Raw genomic sequence first — 15955 nt, 5'->3', positions numbered from 1 at the left:
GGTGCCTTCCTTGTGGGTGGTTCTCTGGTGTTGCTGCAGTGATTCCGGGCACGCCGGAGGAACCCCGGGACGGGTTGGGGGGTGCCCGTCCCGGGATGCGGATGCCGCGTCAGCCCTTGGCCGTGACCTCGCCGTCGCTCCACCACAGCACGCGCTTGCGCACCAGGGCGAGGACGATGATCAGGAGCACCCCGAGCAGGCACAGCAGGGCGATGCTGGCCCAGGTGACGGCCAAGTTCGCCTGTGCAGCCGAGGTGGTGACGAGCGAACCGAGACCGGCCTGCTGTCCCGCCGCGACGAACTCGGCGACCGCGGCGCCGACCACGGCGAGCGGCAGGGCGATGCGGAGGCCGGCGAACACGTAGGGCATGCTGCCGGGGAAACGCAGCTCGCGGAAGATCTCCCATCGCGAGGCGTGCAGCGTCTTGAAGACGTCCATCGCCTTCTGGTCGACGTCGCGCAGACCCGCCAGCGAGTTCACGAGCATCGGGAAGAAGACCACGAGCCCCGTCACGATGAACTTCGGCACCATGCCGAAGCCGAACGCCACGACGAGTGCCGGGGCGATCGCCACGATCGGGGTCACCATCACGATGATGACCAGCGGCATGACCGCCCGCTCGATGATCTGGAACTCCGCCATGACGACCGCCAGGAGGAATCCGGCGAGGATACCGGCGGCGGCGCCGACCACCACCTCGAGGAGCGTGACGAGGAAGTTCGACCAGTACATGCCGGCGTCATCGACGAGGCTGGCGCCGATCGCCTCCAGCGTCGGCAGCACGTACGGGTTGGTCCAGGCCACGACCTGCCAGAGGAGAGCGGCGATCACGAAGGTGATCAACGTGGGTCCCCACGCTCCCCAGCGCAGCCAGGAAGGAACTCCCCGGCGTGGCTGGGCCTTCAGGCGGGCGGTCGCGAGGGTCGCGGTCGTGTCTCTCATCGTCAGCTCAGACATGGGCCTTCTCCGTCTGCGCGCGCAGCGCACCGCGCACGACTGCTTCCAGTTCGCGGAACTCGTCCGTCGCGTAGGCCTCTTCGGTGCGCGGCCGCGGCAGGTTCACATCGATCACCTGGGCGATGCGCCCCGGGTGCGCGGCCATCACCACGATGCGGTCGGAGAGCATGATCGCCTCCGGCACCGAGTGCGTGACGAACATGACGGCCTTGCGGTTGGACTGCCAGAACTCCAGCAGCGCGATCCGCTGCAGGTCGCGGTTCATCTCGTCCAGCGCCGAGAACGGCTCGTCCATCAGCATGATGGCCGGGTCGAACACGAACGCCCTCGCGATCGCGGCACGCTGCTGCATGCCGCCCGACAGCTGTCCGGGGTACTTCTTCATCGCCTGGCCGAGCCCGAAGGTGGCCAGCAGCTCCGCGGGATCACGGAGCGCTCGCCCGGCGTTGGCCTTGGCGTTGATCCGCACCGGCAGCTCGACGTTCTCGCGCACCGTCTTCCACGGCAGCAGTGCGGGCGACTGCGGCACGAGACCGATCTTCTTGTCGCGCGAAGCCGCCGTGACGCTCTCGCCGTCGATCGTGACGGTTCCGGAGTCGGCGTCGAGAAGGCCGGCGACGACCTTGAGCAGTGTGGACTTGCCGCAGCCGCTCGGGCCGATCACCGACACGAACTCGCCCATGCCGATCGTCAGGCTCACATCATCGAGCACGGTGACCTTCGCGCCGTCGACGCCGAACGACTTCGAGACGTTCCTGACCTCGACGCCGGCGCCGTGTGCGACCGTCATCACTTCTCCTGCCAGATCAGGGTGTCGCCGTCGTAGAGGTCGGCGACCAGGTCGGCGTCCATCATGTCGGCGATCGCGGGCAGCTCCTTGACGTCGCCGTACTTCTTCACGAGGGCGTACTCGGGCTCCCACATCGACTCGTTCTGCACGCCGGGGTTCCCGCCGGCACTCTCGCGCACCCACGCGGACTCCACCTCCCACGTGCGGGCGAGCTGGTCGCGGGGGAACGCTGCGCCCTGGCCGCTGTCCTCGGCCAGCTTCGCGAGCTTGTCGATGCAGGCATCCGACTCGTCCAGGCAGTACTGCAGCGCCTTGAGGCTCGCCCGCATGAAGTCGGCGGCCACCTCGCGGTGCTCTTCGAGGAATCGGGAGTTCACCTCCATCACGTTGTATGTACCCTCGACGCCGAGATCGGCGGGGAGGAACTCGCTGAACGGCAGGCCCTGAGCCTTGAGCGACTGCGGCTGGTTGGAGGCGTAGCCGACGATCGCGTCGACCTGCTCGCGGACGACGACCGTGGGGTCGTAGTTGGTCATCTTGACCATCTCGACCTTCGAGACGTCGACGCCGGCCTCGTCGAGCATGGCCGAGGCGATCGGCGTCAGGTTGATGAAGTATCCGAGCGATCCGCCCTCGAGGTCCTTCAGGCTCTCGAGCTTCTCGTTGCCGAAGATCGAGAACGGCGGGGTCGTGCCGTAGGTGGCGACCGCCGTGAGGTTCTTGCTGTTCGCCGCCGCCAGCATCACGTCGGATGCAGAACCGAGAGCGGTGAACTGGGCCTGACCGGATGCCACGAGCTGCTGCCCGTTCGCCCCGGAGGCGTTGATCTCGACATCGAGGCACAGGTCGTCGAAGTAGCCCAGCTCCTCGGCGAGGAACACGTCGAGCTGGCCGGCGCTGGCGGAGTAGCCGTAGCCGGAGATGTAGGTGATGGTGCCGGCATCCTGATTCCGCTTGCAGGCGTCGGTGTCGCTCGCACTCGTGGGGGCGGTATCGCCGCCTGGCGTCTGCGCGGAGCATGCTCCGAGCGTCAGCGTGGCGGCGAGAACGCACGTCAGGGTGGCAGTGATGCGGAATCGGGTTTCCGCAGAGGAAGTAGCCATGAGGGTCCCTTCTCGGCCGTTCGTCGTTGATGGCTCGATGAAAGTAACATAGTCAAGATTGACTAAGCAAGATCAAACTAACTTTTGACGACAGGCACGACACGGACGGGGGCTGGACGGGCGTCGAGTGCACGCGAACTCGCCGAGTGCACGACTTGTCGACGTCGAGAAGCCGTGCACTCGGCAGGAAGCCGTGCACTCGGCGATACAGAGCGGGAGCGCGGGCGGAGCGCGTGCCGTCAGGACTGAGGAGGAGCGGCAGGGTAGAGGTAGCGGCGCACGAACTCGTCGAAGAGCGGGACCATGTCGACGGATTCGTCGAGGAGCCACTGCAGCTGGATCCCGTCCATGACGGCGCTGATCAGGCGTGCGGCGAGCGCGGGGTCGATGTCGTCGCGCACCTCACCGGCTTCCTGCCCACGGCGGAGGATCTCCACGGCTTCGTCGGCTCGTGCCCGGTAGCGGGCGGCGAACTCGGCGTGCGACGGATGCTCCGGATCGGTCGCCTCGGCCGAGACGATCGCGTACAACGACGTGAGGCCGCGCGAGGTCTGATTGTGGGCGACGACTCTCTTCGCCTGCTCGAGGAGGGTGTGCTCCGCGGGATCGCCCGCGGCCGCTCGTACCTTCTCGTCGCGCTGGTGCAGCACCTCGGCGAACAGCTCCTCCTTGTCGGCGAAGTGATGCAGGAGGCCGGCAGGCGTCACGCCGACGCGCTTCGCGATCTCCCGCAGCGACCCGCCGTGGAATCCGGTCCGGGAGAACACGACCAGCGCTTCGTCGACGATCGCCTGCCGTCGCGCCTGCCCCGTGGCGTAGGAGCCACGGGGGCCACGACCCGCTGTCGGCTGGCCGTCCGTTCCCACTGCCCACTCCCATCCCTCGTCGAGGGAAGCGGCAGTTCAGCCCTGGTGGCCGTTGCCACCCGCACCCCACGACGAGCTGAATTCCTGCTGTCGCATCGCGGGGCGCAGAAGCTTCTCCATCTCGCGATCCACGAAGTAGTCCTTGAGCTTATCCTTCGTGAGTTCGTTGCCGATCGCCGCCATGATCATCGACTGGTCGAGTGACAGGTAGCGCTCGGCGATCGTGCCGCTCTTCACGGCGACCGCGTCGTAGAACCCACCGGGGCCATAGGCGCCGAGATCCTCCTCGATGCCTTCGAGGTTGCGCAGCACACCCTTGCGGTCATAGGGCAGCGCGAGGAAGGCCGCATGCGGCGTGATCACGCCGTCGCCGAACTCGGGAGCGGGGTTCGTGCCCACCGCACAGCCCGGACGGTCCACATCGACGTCGGTCTTCTCCATGTCGGACGTGTAGCCGTCAGACCGCATGCCCGCGATGTCGACGCCGTATTCCGCGTATCCGCCGAAGGGATCACTCGCGGGCGAGAAGCCCCAATACCCGTATCCGGCCTCGTCGAGCCCGTGCTGCTTCTGCACGGCGACCGTGATCGGATGATTGAGCTTCCACGACTTCGGACCCCACTTCGTCTCCGGGACGAGCAGGTCGGGCATCAGCGACTCGAACATGCTGCCGCCCCAGCTGGGGACGAACGACATACCGTCATAGCTGTACGCGCCTTCCCAGACCTCGACGCCGTCGTAGGTGCGGTACTCCCCCTCGGGAAGCTGCTCCTGCCAGGCCCAGTCGCAGCCGGGCGGCATCGTGCGATGCGTGCCGTACAACGCCGTCGCCGGGATCTGGCCGTTGGCGATGCCGAGATAGGTCGCGATGCGGCTCTCGCTCACGGTCGTGTCGTAGTGGTGGCAGGTGTAGTAGGCGGTCTCGCCCGATCCGTTGTACATCGGGGCCGCGACGCTGCAGTCCGGCGGCACCTCGTCCCAGAAACCGCCGCGGTTGGTGCCGGCGGGGAGCCCGGCGGCACCCGCGGGATCGAAGAACGAGGCGAAGTCCATGGAGTCGTAGAGGGCGTCCGCCTGCACCGCGAGGGCAGGATCCGCCTCGCGGACGATACGCAGGGCGGCGGCCAGCCACCCGTTGTCGACCGTGCTGAGGAACGGGTGCACCGGATCGCCGGAGTCGGGCCAGGTCGTCAGCTTCTCCCCCGTCGTGGGCGAGTACCAGTTGTAGAACATGCCGCTCGCGTCATTGCGCTCGAGCCCTTCGAGGGTGTCGAGCGTGGCGGACATGCGGCTGCGCGCCTCGTCGGCGCCGATGATGCCGAGGTCTCGCGCCGTGACGGTCGACCACAGGTATCCGCCGATGTTCGTCGGAGAAGTGTATGCGCTGGGGGTCTGCAGGTCGCCGGTGATGTTGTCGGCCGGAAGGCCCGTCTCCTCATCGGTCATCGCCGCGAGGGAGCCCCAGGTGTCCTGTGCCCAGCGCGTGAGCTCGGCGTCGCCCTGACGGCCGCCTCCCGCCGCCGCCGGTCCGGCCAGGGCCAGGCCTGAGACGACCAGTCCGACCGTGGCCAGTGTGCTCATCCATCGCTTCATCACGTCTCCTCATCGAGAACGGGCGCCGCTGACCGGAGCCACTCCACACGCGAAAACCTAACAGGTGTTCAGTGTTGGCTCAACCCCCGCTTCCGTCCGCTCCGTAGCCTGCGCAGGATGCCCGCGCGAGTCGATCCATCCGCTCCGGTCGCACTTCCTGTCGCCTTCGCCGCTCCCGGGCGGCAGCAACTGCGACCGGAACGCCGGGCGGAGCGGGCGGGAGCGGGGGCGGAGGGCGGGGACGGGCGGGGCGGGGTCAGCGGGGGGCGTGCGCCTCCAGGAACTCGTACACGTCGGTCGTGTCGACGCCGGGGAAGGCCCCGGTAGGAAGGGTCGCCAGCAGCGTGCGCGGGGTCTTCACGTTCGGCCAGGAGTTGTCTCGCCAGCGGTCCTCCAGGTCGGCCGGCGCCCGGCGGCAGCACACCTCGACCGAGTGCTTCGAGACGCCCCGATGCGAAGTGTCGCGCCCCACGAACCACTTCGTGTCGTCGAAGCGCACGCCCACGCTGACGGAGTGCAGCCCCTCGCTCGACGACTCCACCCGGGCCGTGCACCAGTACGTGCCGTTCCCGGTGTCGGTGTACTGGTAATACGGGTTGAAGCGGTCGTCCTCGTCGAACACCACACGCGAGGTCCACCGGCGGCAGCACATCTGCCCCTCGATGGCCCCAAGACGGTCGGTGGGGAAGTTCACGTCGTCGTTCTCGTACGCCTTGGTGATCGTGCCCGACTCATGCACCTTGAGGAAGTGCACGGGGATGTCGAGGTGCCGGGTCGCGAGGTTCGTGAACCGATGCGCGGCCGTCTCGTACGACACCGAGTAGGCGTCGCGCAGGTCTTCGATCGAGATCGCCCGACGCTGCTTGGCATCCTTCAGCGCCGGGACCACATGCGCCTCGGGGATGAGGAGCGCACCGGTGAGGTAGTTCGTCTCCACGCGCTGACGCAGGAACTCGGCGTAACTGCGCGGCTCAGAGTGCCCGAGGATGCGACTCGACAGCGCCTGCAGCACCGCGGTGCGGGCATCGCCCTTCGCGGGCACGCTGCTCGACAGGTAGAGCCGGCCGTTCGCGAGGTCGGCGACGCTCCGGGTGGTCTGCGGCAGGTCGGGCGCGTAGTGCAGGGTGAAGCCCAGGTAGGCCGCGATCTCGGACGCCGTGCGCTGGGTCAGCGGACCACCCGGATGACCGACCGCGGAGAGGATCTCGGCGGCCTTCGCCTCGAGGTCGGCGAAGTGGTTGTCCTGCCGACGCATCAGGTGCCGCAACTCGACGTTCGCCCGCCGGGCCTCCTCCGGTGTCGCGGCCCGCTCATCCTTGAGCCGGTCGATCTCGCCGTGCAGGGCGAGCAGTGCTTTCAGAGCGTCGGTCGGCAGACTCTTCGCGATGCGGAACGGCTCGATGCCCAGCGCCTGGAACGTCTGCCCCTTCATCGCCCGCTCGAGTGCGATCTCGACCGCGCTGCGCTCATCGAGCGGCTCGCCCTCCAGCAGGGCGTCGATCGTGACCCCGAGCGCCCGGGCGATCGCCTGCAGCTGCGTGAGCTTGGGTTCACGCTTCCCGGTCTCGATCATCGACATCTGGCTCGGCGCCCGATCGACGGCGGAGGCGAGGTCGTCGAGGGTCATGCCCTTCGCCGTGCGGAGCTGGCGGATGCGGCGGCCGATCGTGAGAGCGTCGGCCTCTTCTGCAGCGTCGATGGTGCTCATGCGGCCGATTCTGTCACAGAAACAGAATTTCCATCGATCTTCTCCTCACATTCGGTCGATCAGCCCTCCGAACTTCACGCACAGTGGAACCACGCCACACCGGCACAGCCGCCGGATCCACCGAGGAGACACCATGACGAACACCGCCCACACCCCGACGCCCCGCCCCGCCGGTCTGCGAGCCGGCGACCAGGTTCAGACGGCCGCCGAGCTCCAGGAGATCTGGGACACCGACCCCCGCTGGGACGGCGTCGAGCGCACCTACTCGGCCGAAGACGTCATCCGCATCCGCGGTTCGGTCCGCGAAGAGGCCACGCTCGCCCATCGCGGTGCCGACAATCTGTGGAACCTCCTGCACACCGAGGACTACGTCCGTGCGCTCGGCGCCTACACCGGCGGCCAGGCCGTGCAGCAGGTGCGGGCGGGACTCAAGGCCATCTATCTCTCCGGATGGCAGGTCGCCGCCGACGGCAACCTCGCCGGCCAGACCTACCCCGACCAGTCGCTGTATCCCGCGAACTCGGTGCCGGCGGTCGTGCGCCGCATCAACAACGCGCTCATCCGCCAGGACCAACTCGAGCACGCTGAGGGCGAGACCACGCAGGACTGGCTCGCGCCGATCGTCGCCGACGCCGAGGCGGGCTTCGGAGGGCCCCTGAACGCCTACGAGCTGGCGCAGTCGCTCATCCAGTCCGGTGCCGCCGGTATCCACTGGGAGGACCAGCTGGCCAGCGAGAAGAAGTGCGGCCACCTCGGCGGCAAGGTGCTCGTGCCCACCCAGCAGCACATCCGCACCCTGAACGCGGCCCGCCTCGCGGCCGACGTCGCCGGAGTGCCGACCGTCATCATCGCCCGCACCGATGCCCTCGCCGCCGACCTGCTCACCAGCGACGTCGACGAGCGGGACCAGCAGTTCACCACCGGCGAGCGCACCACCGAGGGGTTCTACCGGATCCGGCCCGGACTGGAGTCGGTCATCAGCCGCGGCCTCGCCTTCGCCCCTTATGCCGACCTGCTGTGGGTCGAGACGGGAGAGCCCGACATCGAGCTCGCCCGCTCGTTCGCCGCAGCGATCCACGAGCAGTTCCCCGGCAAGCTCCTGGCGTACAACTGCTCGCCGAGCTTCAACTGGAAGAAGCACCTGTCGGACGCCGAGATCGCGACGTTCCAGCAGGAGCTGGCCGACCTGGGCTACAAGTTCCAGTTCATCACGCTGGCCGGCTTCCACGCCCTGAACTACTCGATGTTCGACCTCGCCCGCGGCTACGCCGATCGCGCCATGAGCGCGTACGTCGAGCTGCAGGAAGCCGAGTTCGCCGCAGAAGCAGACGGCTACACCGCCACCAAGCACCAGCGCGAGGCGGGCACCGGCTACTTCGACGTCATCTCCACCGCGCTCAACCCCGACAGCGCGACACTCGCCCTCGCCGGCTCCACCGAAGCCGCGCAGTTCCACTGATCCCCACGCCCCCCTCCACACGGCGCTGGCGCGCCGCGCGGAGCCTCCAGGCGCGTGGCCCCTCTTCGTCGCGGTGCTCGACGCATTCGTCGCAGTACCCGACACGACTCAAAGGACTCACGATCATGACCACTCCCACCGCTCCCCCGACCACGGCTCCGATCCAGACGACCCAGCAGGGTCCCGCGATCGAGGTCACCGGCCCCCTCCGCGACCGCTACGCGGAGATCCTGACCCCCGAAGCGGTCGCCTTCCTCACCGAACTGCACCACCGCTTCGCCTCCCGTCGCCACGACCGCCTCGCCGACCGCATGCGCCGTCGCTTCGAGATCGGCAACGGTCATGACCCGAAGTTCCGCGACGACACCGCCCACATCCGTGAGGATCGCGACTGGCGGGTCGCCGGTGCCGGGCCCGGCCTCGAGGATCGCCGCGTCGAGATCACCGGACCGACCGACCCGAAGATGACGATCAACGCGCTGAACTCCGGCGCGCGGGTGTGGCTCGCCGACCAGGAAGATGCCACGAGCCCGACCTGGAAGAACGTCATCGAGGGGCAGCTGTCGCTCCGTGACGCCATCCGCGGCGAGCTGTCGTTCACATCGCCTGCCTCTGAATCCGGCCCCGGCAAGGAGTACCGCGTCACGGCGGAGCGCACGCCGACCATCGTGATGCGCCCTCGCGGGTGGCACCTGCCCGAGAAGCACATCGCCTTCATCGACCGCGCCGGTCGTCGCACCTCGGCATCCGGCTCCCTGGTCGACTTCGGCCTCTACTTCCTGCACAACGCGCAGGCGCTGATCGACGGCGGTCGCGGACCGTACTTCTACATCGCCAAGCTGGAGTCCAGCGAGGAGGCGAAGCTGTGGGACGACGTCTTCTCGTTCAGCGAGGAGTACATCGGCATCCCGCACGGCACGATCCGCGCGACCGTGCTGATCGAGACCCTGCCGGCGGCGTTCGAGATGGACGAGATCCTCTACGAGCTGCGTGACCACTGCGCGGGCCTGAACGCCGGCCGCTGGGACTACATCTTCTCGATCATCAAGAACTACCGCGGCCGCGGGGCGCGCTTCGTGCTTCCCGATCGCAGCGAGGTCACGATGACGGTGCCGTTCATGCGGGCGTACACCGATCTGCTCGTGCAGACCTGCCACAAGCGGGGCGCCTTCGCGATCGGCGGCATGAGCGCGTTCATCCCCAACCGCCGCGACCCCGAGGTGACGGCACGCGCGATCGAGAAGGTCACCGCCGACAAGAAGCGCGAGGCCGGCGACGGGTTCGACGGCACCTGGGTGGCCCACCCCGACCTGATCCCCACGGCTCAGGCCGAGTTCGACGCCGTGCTGGGCGACCGCCCCAACCAGGTCGACCGCCAGCGTGACGACGTGCACGTCGAGGCCCGCGACCTGCTCGACCTGCACATCGGCCGGCCCATCACAGCACAGGGCGTGCACGACAACGTGTCGGTCGCCATCCGCTACCTCGAGGCCTGGCTGCGCGGACTCGGGGCCGTGGCGATCGACAACCTGATGGAGGATGCCGCGACGGCCGAGATCAGCCGCTCGCAGGTGTGGCAGTGGATCCACCAGGACCGCACCACTCAGGACGGCACCCCGATCACGGCGGAGTACATCGAGGGTCTGATCGCCCAGGTGCTCGCGCAGGCGACGCGCAGCCACGGCGACCGGTACGACGACGCGGCGGAGATCTTCCGCGAGGTCGCCCTCCAGGAGGAGTTCCCCACCTTCCTCACACTGGGCGCCTACAGCCGGTTCCTGATCGACGAGGACTGAGCACAGGACTGAGCAGAGGACTGAGCAGAGGACTGAGCAGAGGACTGAGCAGACGAGGGAGCCCCCGGGACTGCGGCATCCGCCGTGGTCCCGGGGGCTCCCTCTGTTCCCGCTCCCATACCCCTCCCCGGGCGTAGCCTGGACGCATGACCGACGTCTGGGCGGACATCGCCTCCGAGTTCCTGCACTTCTACCCGCGCGGCCGACGACTGCTCGCGGTGGCCGGGGCGGATGCCGGGCGCTCGCGACAGGCGGCAGACGACCTCGCGGCCGCGCTGACGGCGTCAGGGCAGCCGGTCATCCGCGACCACTCACCGGACGGTGCCGAGGCCGAGCTCCGCTCCGTGGTCACCGCGTTCCGCGAAGGCCCGAAGAGCGGCGACATCCTGCTCGTCTCCGGACCGGCGACTCTGCTCGGCGAGCGCACCAGGGGCATGTGGAACTACGCGGTGTGGCAGCTGGCCGGCGACGAGCCACCGCACACGGTCGCGGGTGCGATCGTCGACGTGACCGACCCCGCGCACCCGACGCGGCGGTTCGCCGACTACTGCGCACTGCCCGCGTCCTACGGCGCCTGACCCGCGGCAGCCCTCAGCGGAAGGAAGCGGCCACCGAGTTGCGGTGGTAGTCGAACACGATGCTCGTGCGTGTGGAGGCGACGCTGCTCTGCGCCGAGAGATGCTCGAGCACGAACTCGCGCATCTCGGACGAGTCGGCGACCGCGATGTGCAGCAGGAAGTCGTCGTCGCCACCGAGGAAGAAGAGCTGGATCACCGGCGGCAGCACGCGCACGCGGTCCGCGAACTCCACGATGCTCTCCCGGCGTCCGCTCGGACGCAGCGTGACGCCGATGATCGCCTGCAGGCCCGCGCCGAGCGCCCGCTCGTCCACGCTCGCGTGGAAGCCCGTGATCACGCCACGATCCACGAGCGCCCGCAGCCGGGTGTGCGCCGTCGAGGGCGCGACACCCAGACGCCCGGCGAGCTCGGCATTCGTCATGCGCCCGTCGGCCGTGAGCAGCTGCACGATCCTGGCGTCGATCGCATCCAGGGCGGGGGCCCGAACGGTGTTCGGCTCCGGGGCCTCTGAGGTGGTCTCCATACGAAGCATTATTCAGGATTTCCGCATCACACGAATCATCTTCACCAATTCTGTTGTTCTGTCGATGTTTCTGCGATCCTGGGTGCCGCACCGCATCGAACCTGGAGGATCAATGAAGATCGGCGTCCCCACCGAGGTCAAGAACAACGAGAATCGCGTCTCCCTCACTCCCGCCGGCGCCGACCGTCTGGTGCACGAGGGCCACCGGGTGCTCGTGCAGTCCGGGGCCGGGCTCGGCTCGCGCATCACCGACGACGACTACCGGGCCGCCGGCGCAGAGATCGTCGCCACCGCCGCCGACGCGTGGGGCGAGGCCGATATGGTCATCAAGGTCAAGGAGCCGATCGCCCAGGAGTACGGCTTCCTGCGCGACGACCTCACCCTCTTCACCTACCTGCATCTCGCTGCCGACCGCGCACTGACTACCGCCCTCGTCGAGGCGGGGACCACCGCCGTCGCGTACGAGACCGTGCAGCTGCCCGACCGCAGCCTGCCGCTGCTCGTGCCGATGAGCGAGATCGCCGGACGCCTCTCGGTCACCATGGGCTCGTACTCGCTGCTGCGTTCCCAGGGCGGACGTGGAATGCTGCTCGGCGGCATCGCCGGCACGCCGCGCGCCAAGACCGTCGTGATCGGCGGCGGCGTCGCTGGAGAACACGCCGCGGCGAACGCCCTCGGACTCGGCTCGAAGGTCACCGTGATCGACGTCTCCCTACCGCGTCTGCGCGAGCTCGAGCACCGCTACGGCGGCGCCCTCGAGACCCGTGCGTCAAGCCGCTACGACATCGCCGAAGAGCTCAAGACCGCCGACCTCGTGATCGGATCCGTGCTCATCCCCGGTGCCGCGGCCCCCAAGCTCGTGACCGACGACATGGTCGCCGCGATGAAGCCGGGGTCCGTGCTCGTCGACATCGCGATCGACCAGGGCGGATGCTTCGAGGGCTCGCGCCCGACCACCCACGACGATCCCACATTCGCGGTGCACGACTCGATCTACTACTGCGTGGCGAACATGCCGGGCGCGGTTCCCGAGACCGCGACCCGTGCACTGACGAACGCGACCCTCCCCTATGTCTCGGCGATCGCCGGCAAGGGCTGGGAGCGGGCGGCGGCCGACGACGCCGCGCTGGCCGCGGGTCTGAACGTGCAGGGCGGACGCATCACGCTTCCGGCCGTCGCGCAGGCGCACGGACTCACGACCGACTGACCTTCCGAACCCGAAAGAACTCCGGATCTTGGCGGCATCCCACACCTCTCCTGCCGCGCCGACCCGAGTACGCTCGTAATCGTGACCGAACGCGCTCCCCTCTCCCGCAAGCTGTCCGCCATCGCCGAGTCCGCGACCCTCAAGGTCGATGCCAAGGCCAAGGCCCTCAAGGCCGAAGGCAAGGACGTCATCTCGTACGCTGCCGGCGAGCCCGACTTCGCGACGCCGCAGTTCATCGTGGATGCGGCGGCCGAGGCTCTGGCCGACCCGGCGAGCTACCGGTACACGCCCGCTCCCGGCCTCCCGGCGCTGCGCGAGGCGATCGCGGCGAAGACCCTCCGCGACTCCGGACTCGAGGTGTCTCCGAGCCAGGTCATCGTCACCAACGGCGGCAAGCAGTCGGTCTACCAGGCCTTCCAGGCCGTGGTGAACCCCGGCGACGAGGTGCTGCTGCCCGCCCCGTACTGGACCACGTACCCCGAGGCCATCCGCCTCGCCGACGGCACCCCCGTCGAGGTCTTCGCCGGGGCCGACCAGGAGTACAAGGTCACGGTCGCGCAGCTCGAAGCCGCACGCACCGCCCGCACCACCGCCCTCGTGTTCGTCTCCCCGTCGAACCCCACCGGCTCCGTCTACACCGCCGAGGAGACCAAGGCCATCGGCGAGTGGGCGCTCGAGCACGGCATCTGGATCATCAGCGACGAGATCTACCAGAACCTCACCTACGAGGGCGTCAAGGCCACCTCGATCGTCGACGCCGTGCCCGAGGTCGCCGGCCAGACGATCCTCGTCAACGGCGTCGCGAAGACCTACGCCATGACCGGCTGGCGCGTGGGCTGGATGGTCGGGCCGGCCGATGCCATCAAGATCGCCGGCAACCTGCAGTCGCACCTCACCAGCAACGTGAACAACGTCGCCCAGAAGGCCGCGATCGCCGCGCTCACCGGCCCGCAGGACGAGGCCGAGCAGATGCGCCAGGCCTTCGACCGTCGCCGCCAGCTGATCGTCTCGGAGCTGTCGAAGATCGACGGCCTCGTCGTACCGAACCCGCTGGGCGCGTTCTACGTGTACCCCGACGTGCAGGGCCTGCTGGGCCGCACCTGGGGCGGCGTGACCCCGACCACCTCGCTCGAACTCGCCGATCTCATCCTCGACCAGGCCGAGGTCGCGGTCGTCCCCGGCGAGGCCTTCGGTCCCTCCGGCTACATCCGCATGTCATACGCACTGGGCGACGAGCAGCTGCTCGAGGGCGTGCAGCGCCTGCAGCGTCTGTTCGCCTGACCCGCGGAACCCGACGAAGGCCCCTCCCGTCTGCAGATGGGAGGGGCCTTCGCCACGACGTCTCCTGCCCTCAGGCGGGGGTCAGCGATACTGGAGGCATGACGAACGGCGAGCAGGAGTATGAGCGGATGCCACTGACTCTGCGGGTGGCATTCCCCATCCTGATCACGGTGACCGTGCTGGTCTTCTTCCTCTCCCTCGCGGTCGCTCCCTTCCTCTGGTACTGGGGAGGAGAGTCGCGTCAGTGGCTCAGTGCGCTCGCCTTCGTACCGGTGGTCGTCTACGCGACCATCACGGTGCTCGTGATCAGACGAAAGTCATGGGCCCGATACGCGACCCTGCTGTTCCCGCTCCCGCTCGCGCTCTATGTTCCGGCGGTAGCAGCCCCGATCTGGGAGTTCTGGGTCGCCATCGCGGCCCTCGCCGTCACCACGGCGGCGGTCGTGTTGATCCTCCTGCCGTCGTCTCGTTCCTACTTCGGCAGCGGGACACCTCAGTCCTCGGGACGGAAGCCGATCAGCCAGCGCACGCCGTAACGGTCGACGAGCGTGCCGTCGAAGTCACCCCAGGGTCGCTTCTGCAGTGCGTCGATCACGCGGCCTCCGACGGCGAGCTCGTCGTACCAGTCGGTCAGAGTGAGGGCGTCGGCCGTGCCGAGGAGCGAGAGGAACATGCCGCCCATCTGCACGGCATCGTCATCGGCTCCGGCATCCGCTCCGGCGATCTCGACCAGTCCGCTCAGCTGCCCGTGCGCGATCGCATCGCCGGGGCCGTCGTGCCTCCCCGCGGTGGCGTAGTCGAGCAGCTGGAGCTCACCGCCGAACACCGATCGATAATGACGCAGCGCCTCCGCGGCGTTGCCGGGGAACAGCAGGTACGGGATCAATCCGCTCATGCCGCGAGTGTAGCCGCGACAGCCGACGTGTCCTGAGGTTCGACGCCTTGGCGTTCGACGCCTTAGAGTTCGACGCCGACGAGAACCGGCTCCGGCTGCAGCACGAGACCGAACTCGGCGTGCACCCTGCTCTGGATGAACCGGGCGAGCTCGGCGACCTCACCCGCGGTCGCCCCGCCACGGTTGGTCAGCGCGAGCGCATGCTTCGTCGACACGGATGCGCGGGAGCGCGGGAGCTTGAACCCCTTGCGGATGCCCGCCTGCTCGATCAGCCACGCCGCGCTCACCTTCACGTCGGAGACCGCCGCGGGCTTCGACAGCGGCACCTGTCCGTCATAAGACGCCAACGGGATCACGGTCACGGCGTCCAGATCGGGGGCGACCGGCCAGCGCGGGCACTCCGGGGGCAACGAGCCGGCGACCGCCGCCGTCACGATCGCGTTCTGGAAGAAGGAGCCGACGCCGTGGGTGTCGGGGTCATCCGCGTCGAGCAGCATACCCTTCGACGCGCGAGTCGAGAGAATGCGCTCGCGCACCCAGCCGAGCGGAACCGGTGTCTCATCGGTCAGACCCAGTGCCCGACGCAGCTGCTCACCGCGCACCACACGCTCGCCCGCGATCAGCAGGTCGACGGTCACGGAGAGGATCACGGCACGGCGCAGCGGCACACTGCCATGGTGATGCTTGAGCACCGAGGTGCGGAAACCCAGCCCGAGCTCGGCAGCGGGAACCGTCGAGATCTCGCCGGTCGACTCGTCGATCAGCTCGACCTCGACCAGCGTCTCCTGGATCTCCTGCCCGTACGCCCCGATGTTCTGCACGGGGGCGGCGCCGACCGTGCCGGGGATCCCGCTCATGGCCTCGAGGCCCGCATACCCGTGGGCGACGGCATAGGCGACGAGGTCGTCCCACCCGTGGCCGGCCTGCGCGCGCAGACGGATGCGGCCGGCGTGCGGGGACGGCAGCTCCTCGATGCCCTCGGTGCGCACGCGGATGACCGTGCCCTCGAACGGCTCGTCGCCCACGAAGAGGTTGGAGCCGCCACCGAGGACGAACCACTCGTCGCCGCGCGCCCACGTCTCACGCAGAGCATCGACGAGACCCGCCGTCGTCGTCGCCTCGAACATCCGCTCCGGTGCTGCTCCTGTGCGCAGCGTGGTCAGCTCCGCCAGACGGACCGGCTCGATCTCCCGCATCA

The 15955-nt window shown here is 68.5% G+C and carries 15 protein-coding genes; 6 read left to right on the top strand and 9 right to left on the bottom strand.

Features of this window, described 5'->3' with window-relative positions; genetic code table 11:
* Positions 1–109: 109 nt before the first annotated feature.
* From ACLFA2_RS13035 to ACLFA2_RS13010, 6 genes are all read right to left on the bottom strand, one after another.
* Positions 110–958 carry an ABC transporter permease gene (locus tag ACLFA2_RS13035; protein WP_426621430.1) on the bottom strand — a complete coding sequence of 283 codons (849 nt, stop codon included), beginning with the start codon at positions 956–958 and terminating at the stop codon, positions 110–112.
* Positions 951–1748: an ABC transporter ATP-binding protein gene (locus tag ACLFA2_RS13030; RefSeq protein WP_021201084.1), complete on the bottom strand. Its 798-nt coding sequence runs from the start codon at positions 1746–1748 to the stop codon at positions 951–953. Before ACLFA2_RS13030 ends, ACLFA2_RS13035 begins: the two co-directional genes overlap by 8 nt.
* Entirely contained in the window at positions 1748–2851 is a 1104-nt protein-coding gene (locus ACLFA2_RS13025) for an ABC transporter substrate-binding protein (RefSeq protein WP_426621429.1), read from the bottom strand. Before ACLFA2_RS13025 ends, ACLFA2_RS13030 begins: the two co-directional genes overlap by 1 nt.
* A gap of 239 nt (positions 2852–3090) precedes the next feature.
* Positions 3091–3717: a TetR/AcrR family transcriptional regulator gene (locus tag ACLFA2_RS13020; RefSeq protein WP_021201086.1), complete on the bottom strand. Its 627-nt coding sequence runs from the start codon at positions 3715–3717 to the stop codon at positions 3091–3093.
* A 36-nt stretch (positions 3718–3753) separates the two neighbouring features.
* Complete coding sequence (locus tag ACLFA2_RS13015; RefSeq protein ID WP_426621428.1) at positions 3754–5298, bottom strand: glucoamylase family protein; 1545 nt, start codon at positions 5296–5298, stop codon at positions 3754–3756.
* Between the two features lie 268 nt (positions 5299–5566).
* Positions 5567–7018 (bottom strand): helix-turn-helix domain-containing protein, encoded by a 1452-nt coding sequence (locus ACLFA2_RS13010; protein ID WP_021201088.1) that lies wholly within the window; start codon positions 7016–7018, stop codon positions 5567–5569.
* A gap of 133 nt (positions 7019–7151) precedes the next feature.
* On the opposite strand from ACLFA2_RS13010, the gene aceA reads away from it, so the two are divergent.
* The 3 genes from aceA to ACLFA2_RS12995 all read left to right on the top strand — a co-directional run bounded on the left by aceA (position 7152) and on the right by ACLFA2_RS12995 (position 10851).
* A complete protein-coding gene (gene aceA / locus ACLFA2_RS13005) occupies positions 7152–8477 on the top strand; it encodes an isocitrate lyase (RefSeq protein WP_029258926.1) in 1326 nt (441 codons plus the stop codon).
* A gap of 125 nt (positions 8478–8602) precedes the next feature.
* On the top strand, positions 8603–10273 hold the full coding sequence (gene aceB, locus ACLFA2_RS13000; RefSeq protein WP_347123395.1) for a malate synthase A: 1671 nt from the start codon (positions 8603–8605) through the stop codon (positions 10271–10273).
* 146 nt (positions 10274–10419) lie between these two features.
* On the top strand, positions 10420–10851 hold the full coding sequence (locus ACLFA2_RS12995; protein WP_021201091.1) for a hypothetical protein: 432 nt from the start codon (positions 10420–10422) through the stop codon (positions 10849–10851).
* A 13-nt stretch (positions 10852–10864) separates the two neighbouring features.
* On the opposite strand, the gene ACLFA2_RS12990 is transcribed toward ACLFA2_RS12995, so the two are convergent.
* Entirely contained in the window at positions 10865–11383 is a 519-nt protein-coding gene (locus ACLFA2_RS12990) for an Lrp/AsnC family transcriptional regulator (RefSeq protein ID WP_029258929.1), read from the bottom strand.
* Positions 11384–11486: 103 nt separating this feature from the next.
* Here ACLFA2_RS12990 and ald point away from each other — a divergent pair, with 103 nt between their 5' ends.
* From ald to ACLFA2_RS12975, 3 genes are all read left to right on the top strand, one after another.
* Complete coding sequence (gene ald / locus ACLFA2_RS12985; protein ID WP_029267355.1) at positions 11487–12581, top strand: alanine dehydrogenase; 1095 nt, start codon at positions 11487–11489, stop codon at positions 12579–12581.
* Between the two features lie 81 nt (positions 12582–12662).
* A complete protein-coding gene (locus ACLFA2_RS12980; RefSeq protein WP_021201094.1) occupies positions 12663–13862 on the top strand; it encodes a pyridoxal phosphate-dependent aminotransferase in 1200 nt (399 codons plus the stop codon).
* A gap of 98 nt (positions 13863–13960) precedes the next feature.
* The gene (locus ACLFA2_RS12975) at positions 13961–14398 is read left to right on the top strand and encodes a hypothetical protein (RefSeq protein WP_347123398.1); all 438 of its coding nucleotides are present in this window, start codon (positions 13961–13963) and stop codon (positions 14396–14398) included.
* Here the strand turns inward: ACLFA2_RS12975 and ACLFA2_RS12970 are convergent.
* Positions 14356–14757, bottom strand: coding sequence for a VOC family protein (locus ACLFA2_RS12970; RefSeq protein ID WP_347123400.1), 402 nt, complete (start codon positions 14755–14757; stop codon positions 14356–14358). The two genes, ACLFA2_RS12975 and ACLFA2_RS12970, sit on opposite strands and share 43 nt — an antisense overlap.
* 62 nt (positions 14758–14819) lie before the next feature.
* Complete coding sequence (locus tag ACLFA2_RS12965; protein ID WP_021201097.1) at positions 14820–15953, bottom strand: UDP-N-acetylmuramate dehydrogenase; 1134 nt, start codon at positions 15951–15953, stop codon at positions 14820–14822.
* Between the last annotated feature and the right edge of the window lie 2 nt (positions 15954–15955).

This window comes from Microbacterium sp. As-52 (assembly GCF_049949185.1).
Lineage (GTDB): Bacteria > Actinomycetota > Actinomycetes > Actinomycetales > Microbacteriaceae > Microbacterium > Microbacterium maritypicum_A.
Note: the sequence above shows the minus strand (reverse complement) of the source record. Positions and strands in the feature narration are given on the sequence as shown.

What these genes read in the sequence shown, in the direction of transcription:
- ACLFA2_RS13035 (WP_426621430.1), bottom strand. Translation starts at nt 958, where the DNA reads ATGTCTGAGCTGACGATGAGAGACACGACCGCGACCCTCGCGACCGCC.
- ACLFA2_RS13030 (WP_021201084.1), bottom strand. Translation starts at nt 1,748, where the DNA reads ATGACGGTCGCACACGGCGCCGGCGTCGAGGTCAGGAACGTCTCGAAG.
- ACLFA2_RS13025 (WP_426621429.1), bottom strand. Translation starts at nt 2,851, where the DNA reads ATGGCTACTTCCTCTGCGGAAACCCGATTCCGCATCACTGCCACCCTG.
- ACLFA2_RS13015 (WP_426621428.1), bottom strand. Translation starts at nt 5,298, where the DNA reads ATGAGCACACTGGCCACGGTCGGACTGGTCGTCTCAGGCCTGGCCCTG.
- ACLFA2_RS13010 (WP_021201088.1), bottom strand. Translation starts at nt 7,018, where the DNA reads ATGAGCACCATCGACGCTGCAGAAGAGGCCGACGCTCTCACGATCGGC.
- aceA (WP_029258926.1), top strand. Translation starts at nt 7,152, where the DNA reads ATGACGAACACCGCCCACACCCCGACGCCCCGCCCCGCCGGTCTGCGA.
- aceB (WP_347123395.1), top strand. Translation starts at nt 8,603, where the DNA reads ATGACCACTCCCACCGCTCCCCCGACCACGGCTCCGATCCAGACGACC.
- ACLFA2_RS12995 (WP_021201091.1), top strand. Translation starts at nt 10,420, where the DNA reads ATGACCGACGTCTGGGCGGACATCGCCTCCGAGTTCCTGCACTTCTAC.
- ACLFA2_RS12990 (WP_029258929.1), bottom strand. Translation starts at nt 11,383, where the DNA reads ATGCTTCGTATGGAGACCACCTCAGAGGCCCCGGAGCCGAACACCGTT.
- ald (WP_029267355.1), top strand. Translation starts at nt 11,487, where the DNA reads ATGAAGATCGGCGTCCCCACCGAGGTCAAGAACAACGAGAATCGCGTC.
- ACLFA2_RS12975 (WP_347123398.1), top strand. Translation starts at nt 13,961, where the DNA reads ATGACGAACGGCGAGCAGGAGTATGAGCGGATGCCACTGACTCTGCGG.
- ACLFA2_RS12970 (WP_347123400.1), bottom strand. Translation starts at nt 14,757, where the DNA reads ATGAGCGGATTGATCCCGTACCTGCTGTTCCCCGGCAACGCCGCGGAG.
- ACLFA2_RS12965 (WP_021201097.1), bottom strand. Translation starts at nt 15,953, where the DNA reads ATGCGGGAGATCGAGCCGGTCCGTCTGGCGGAGCTGACCACGCTGCGC.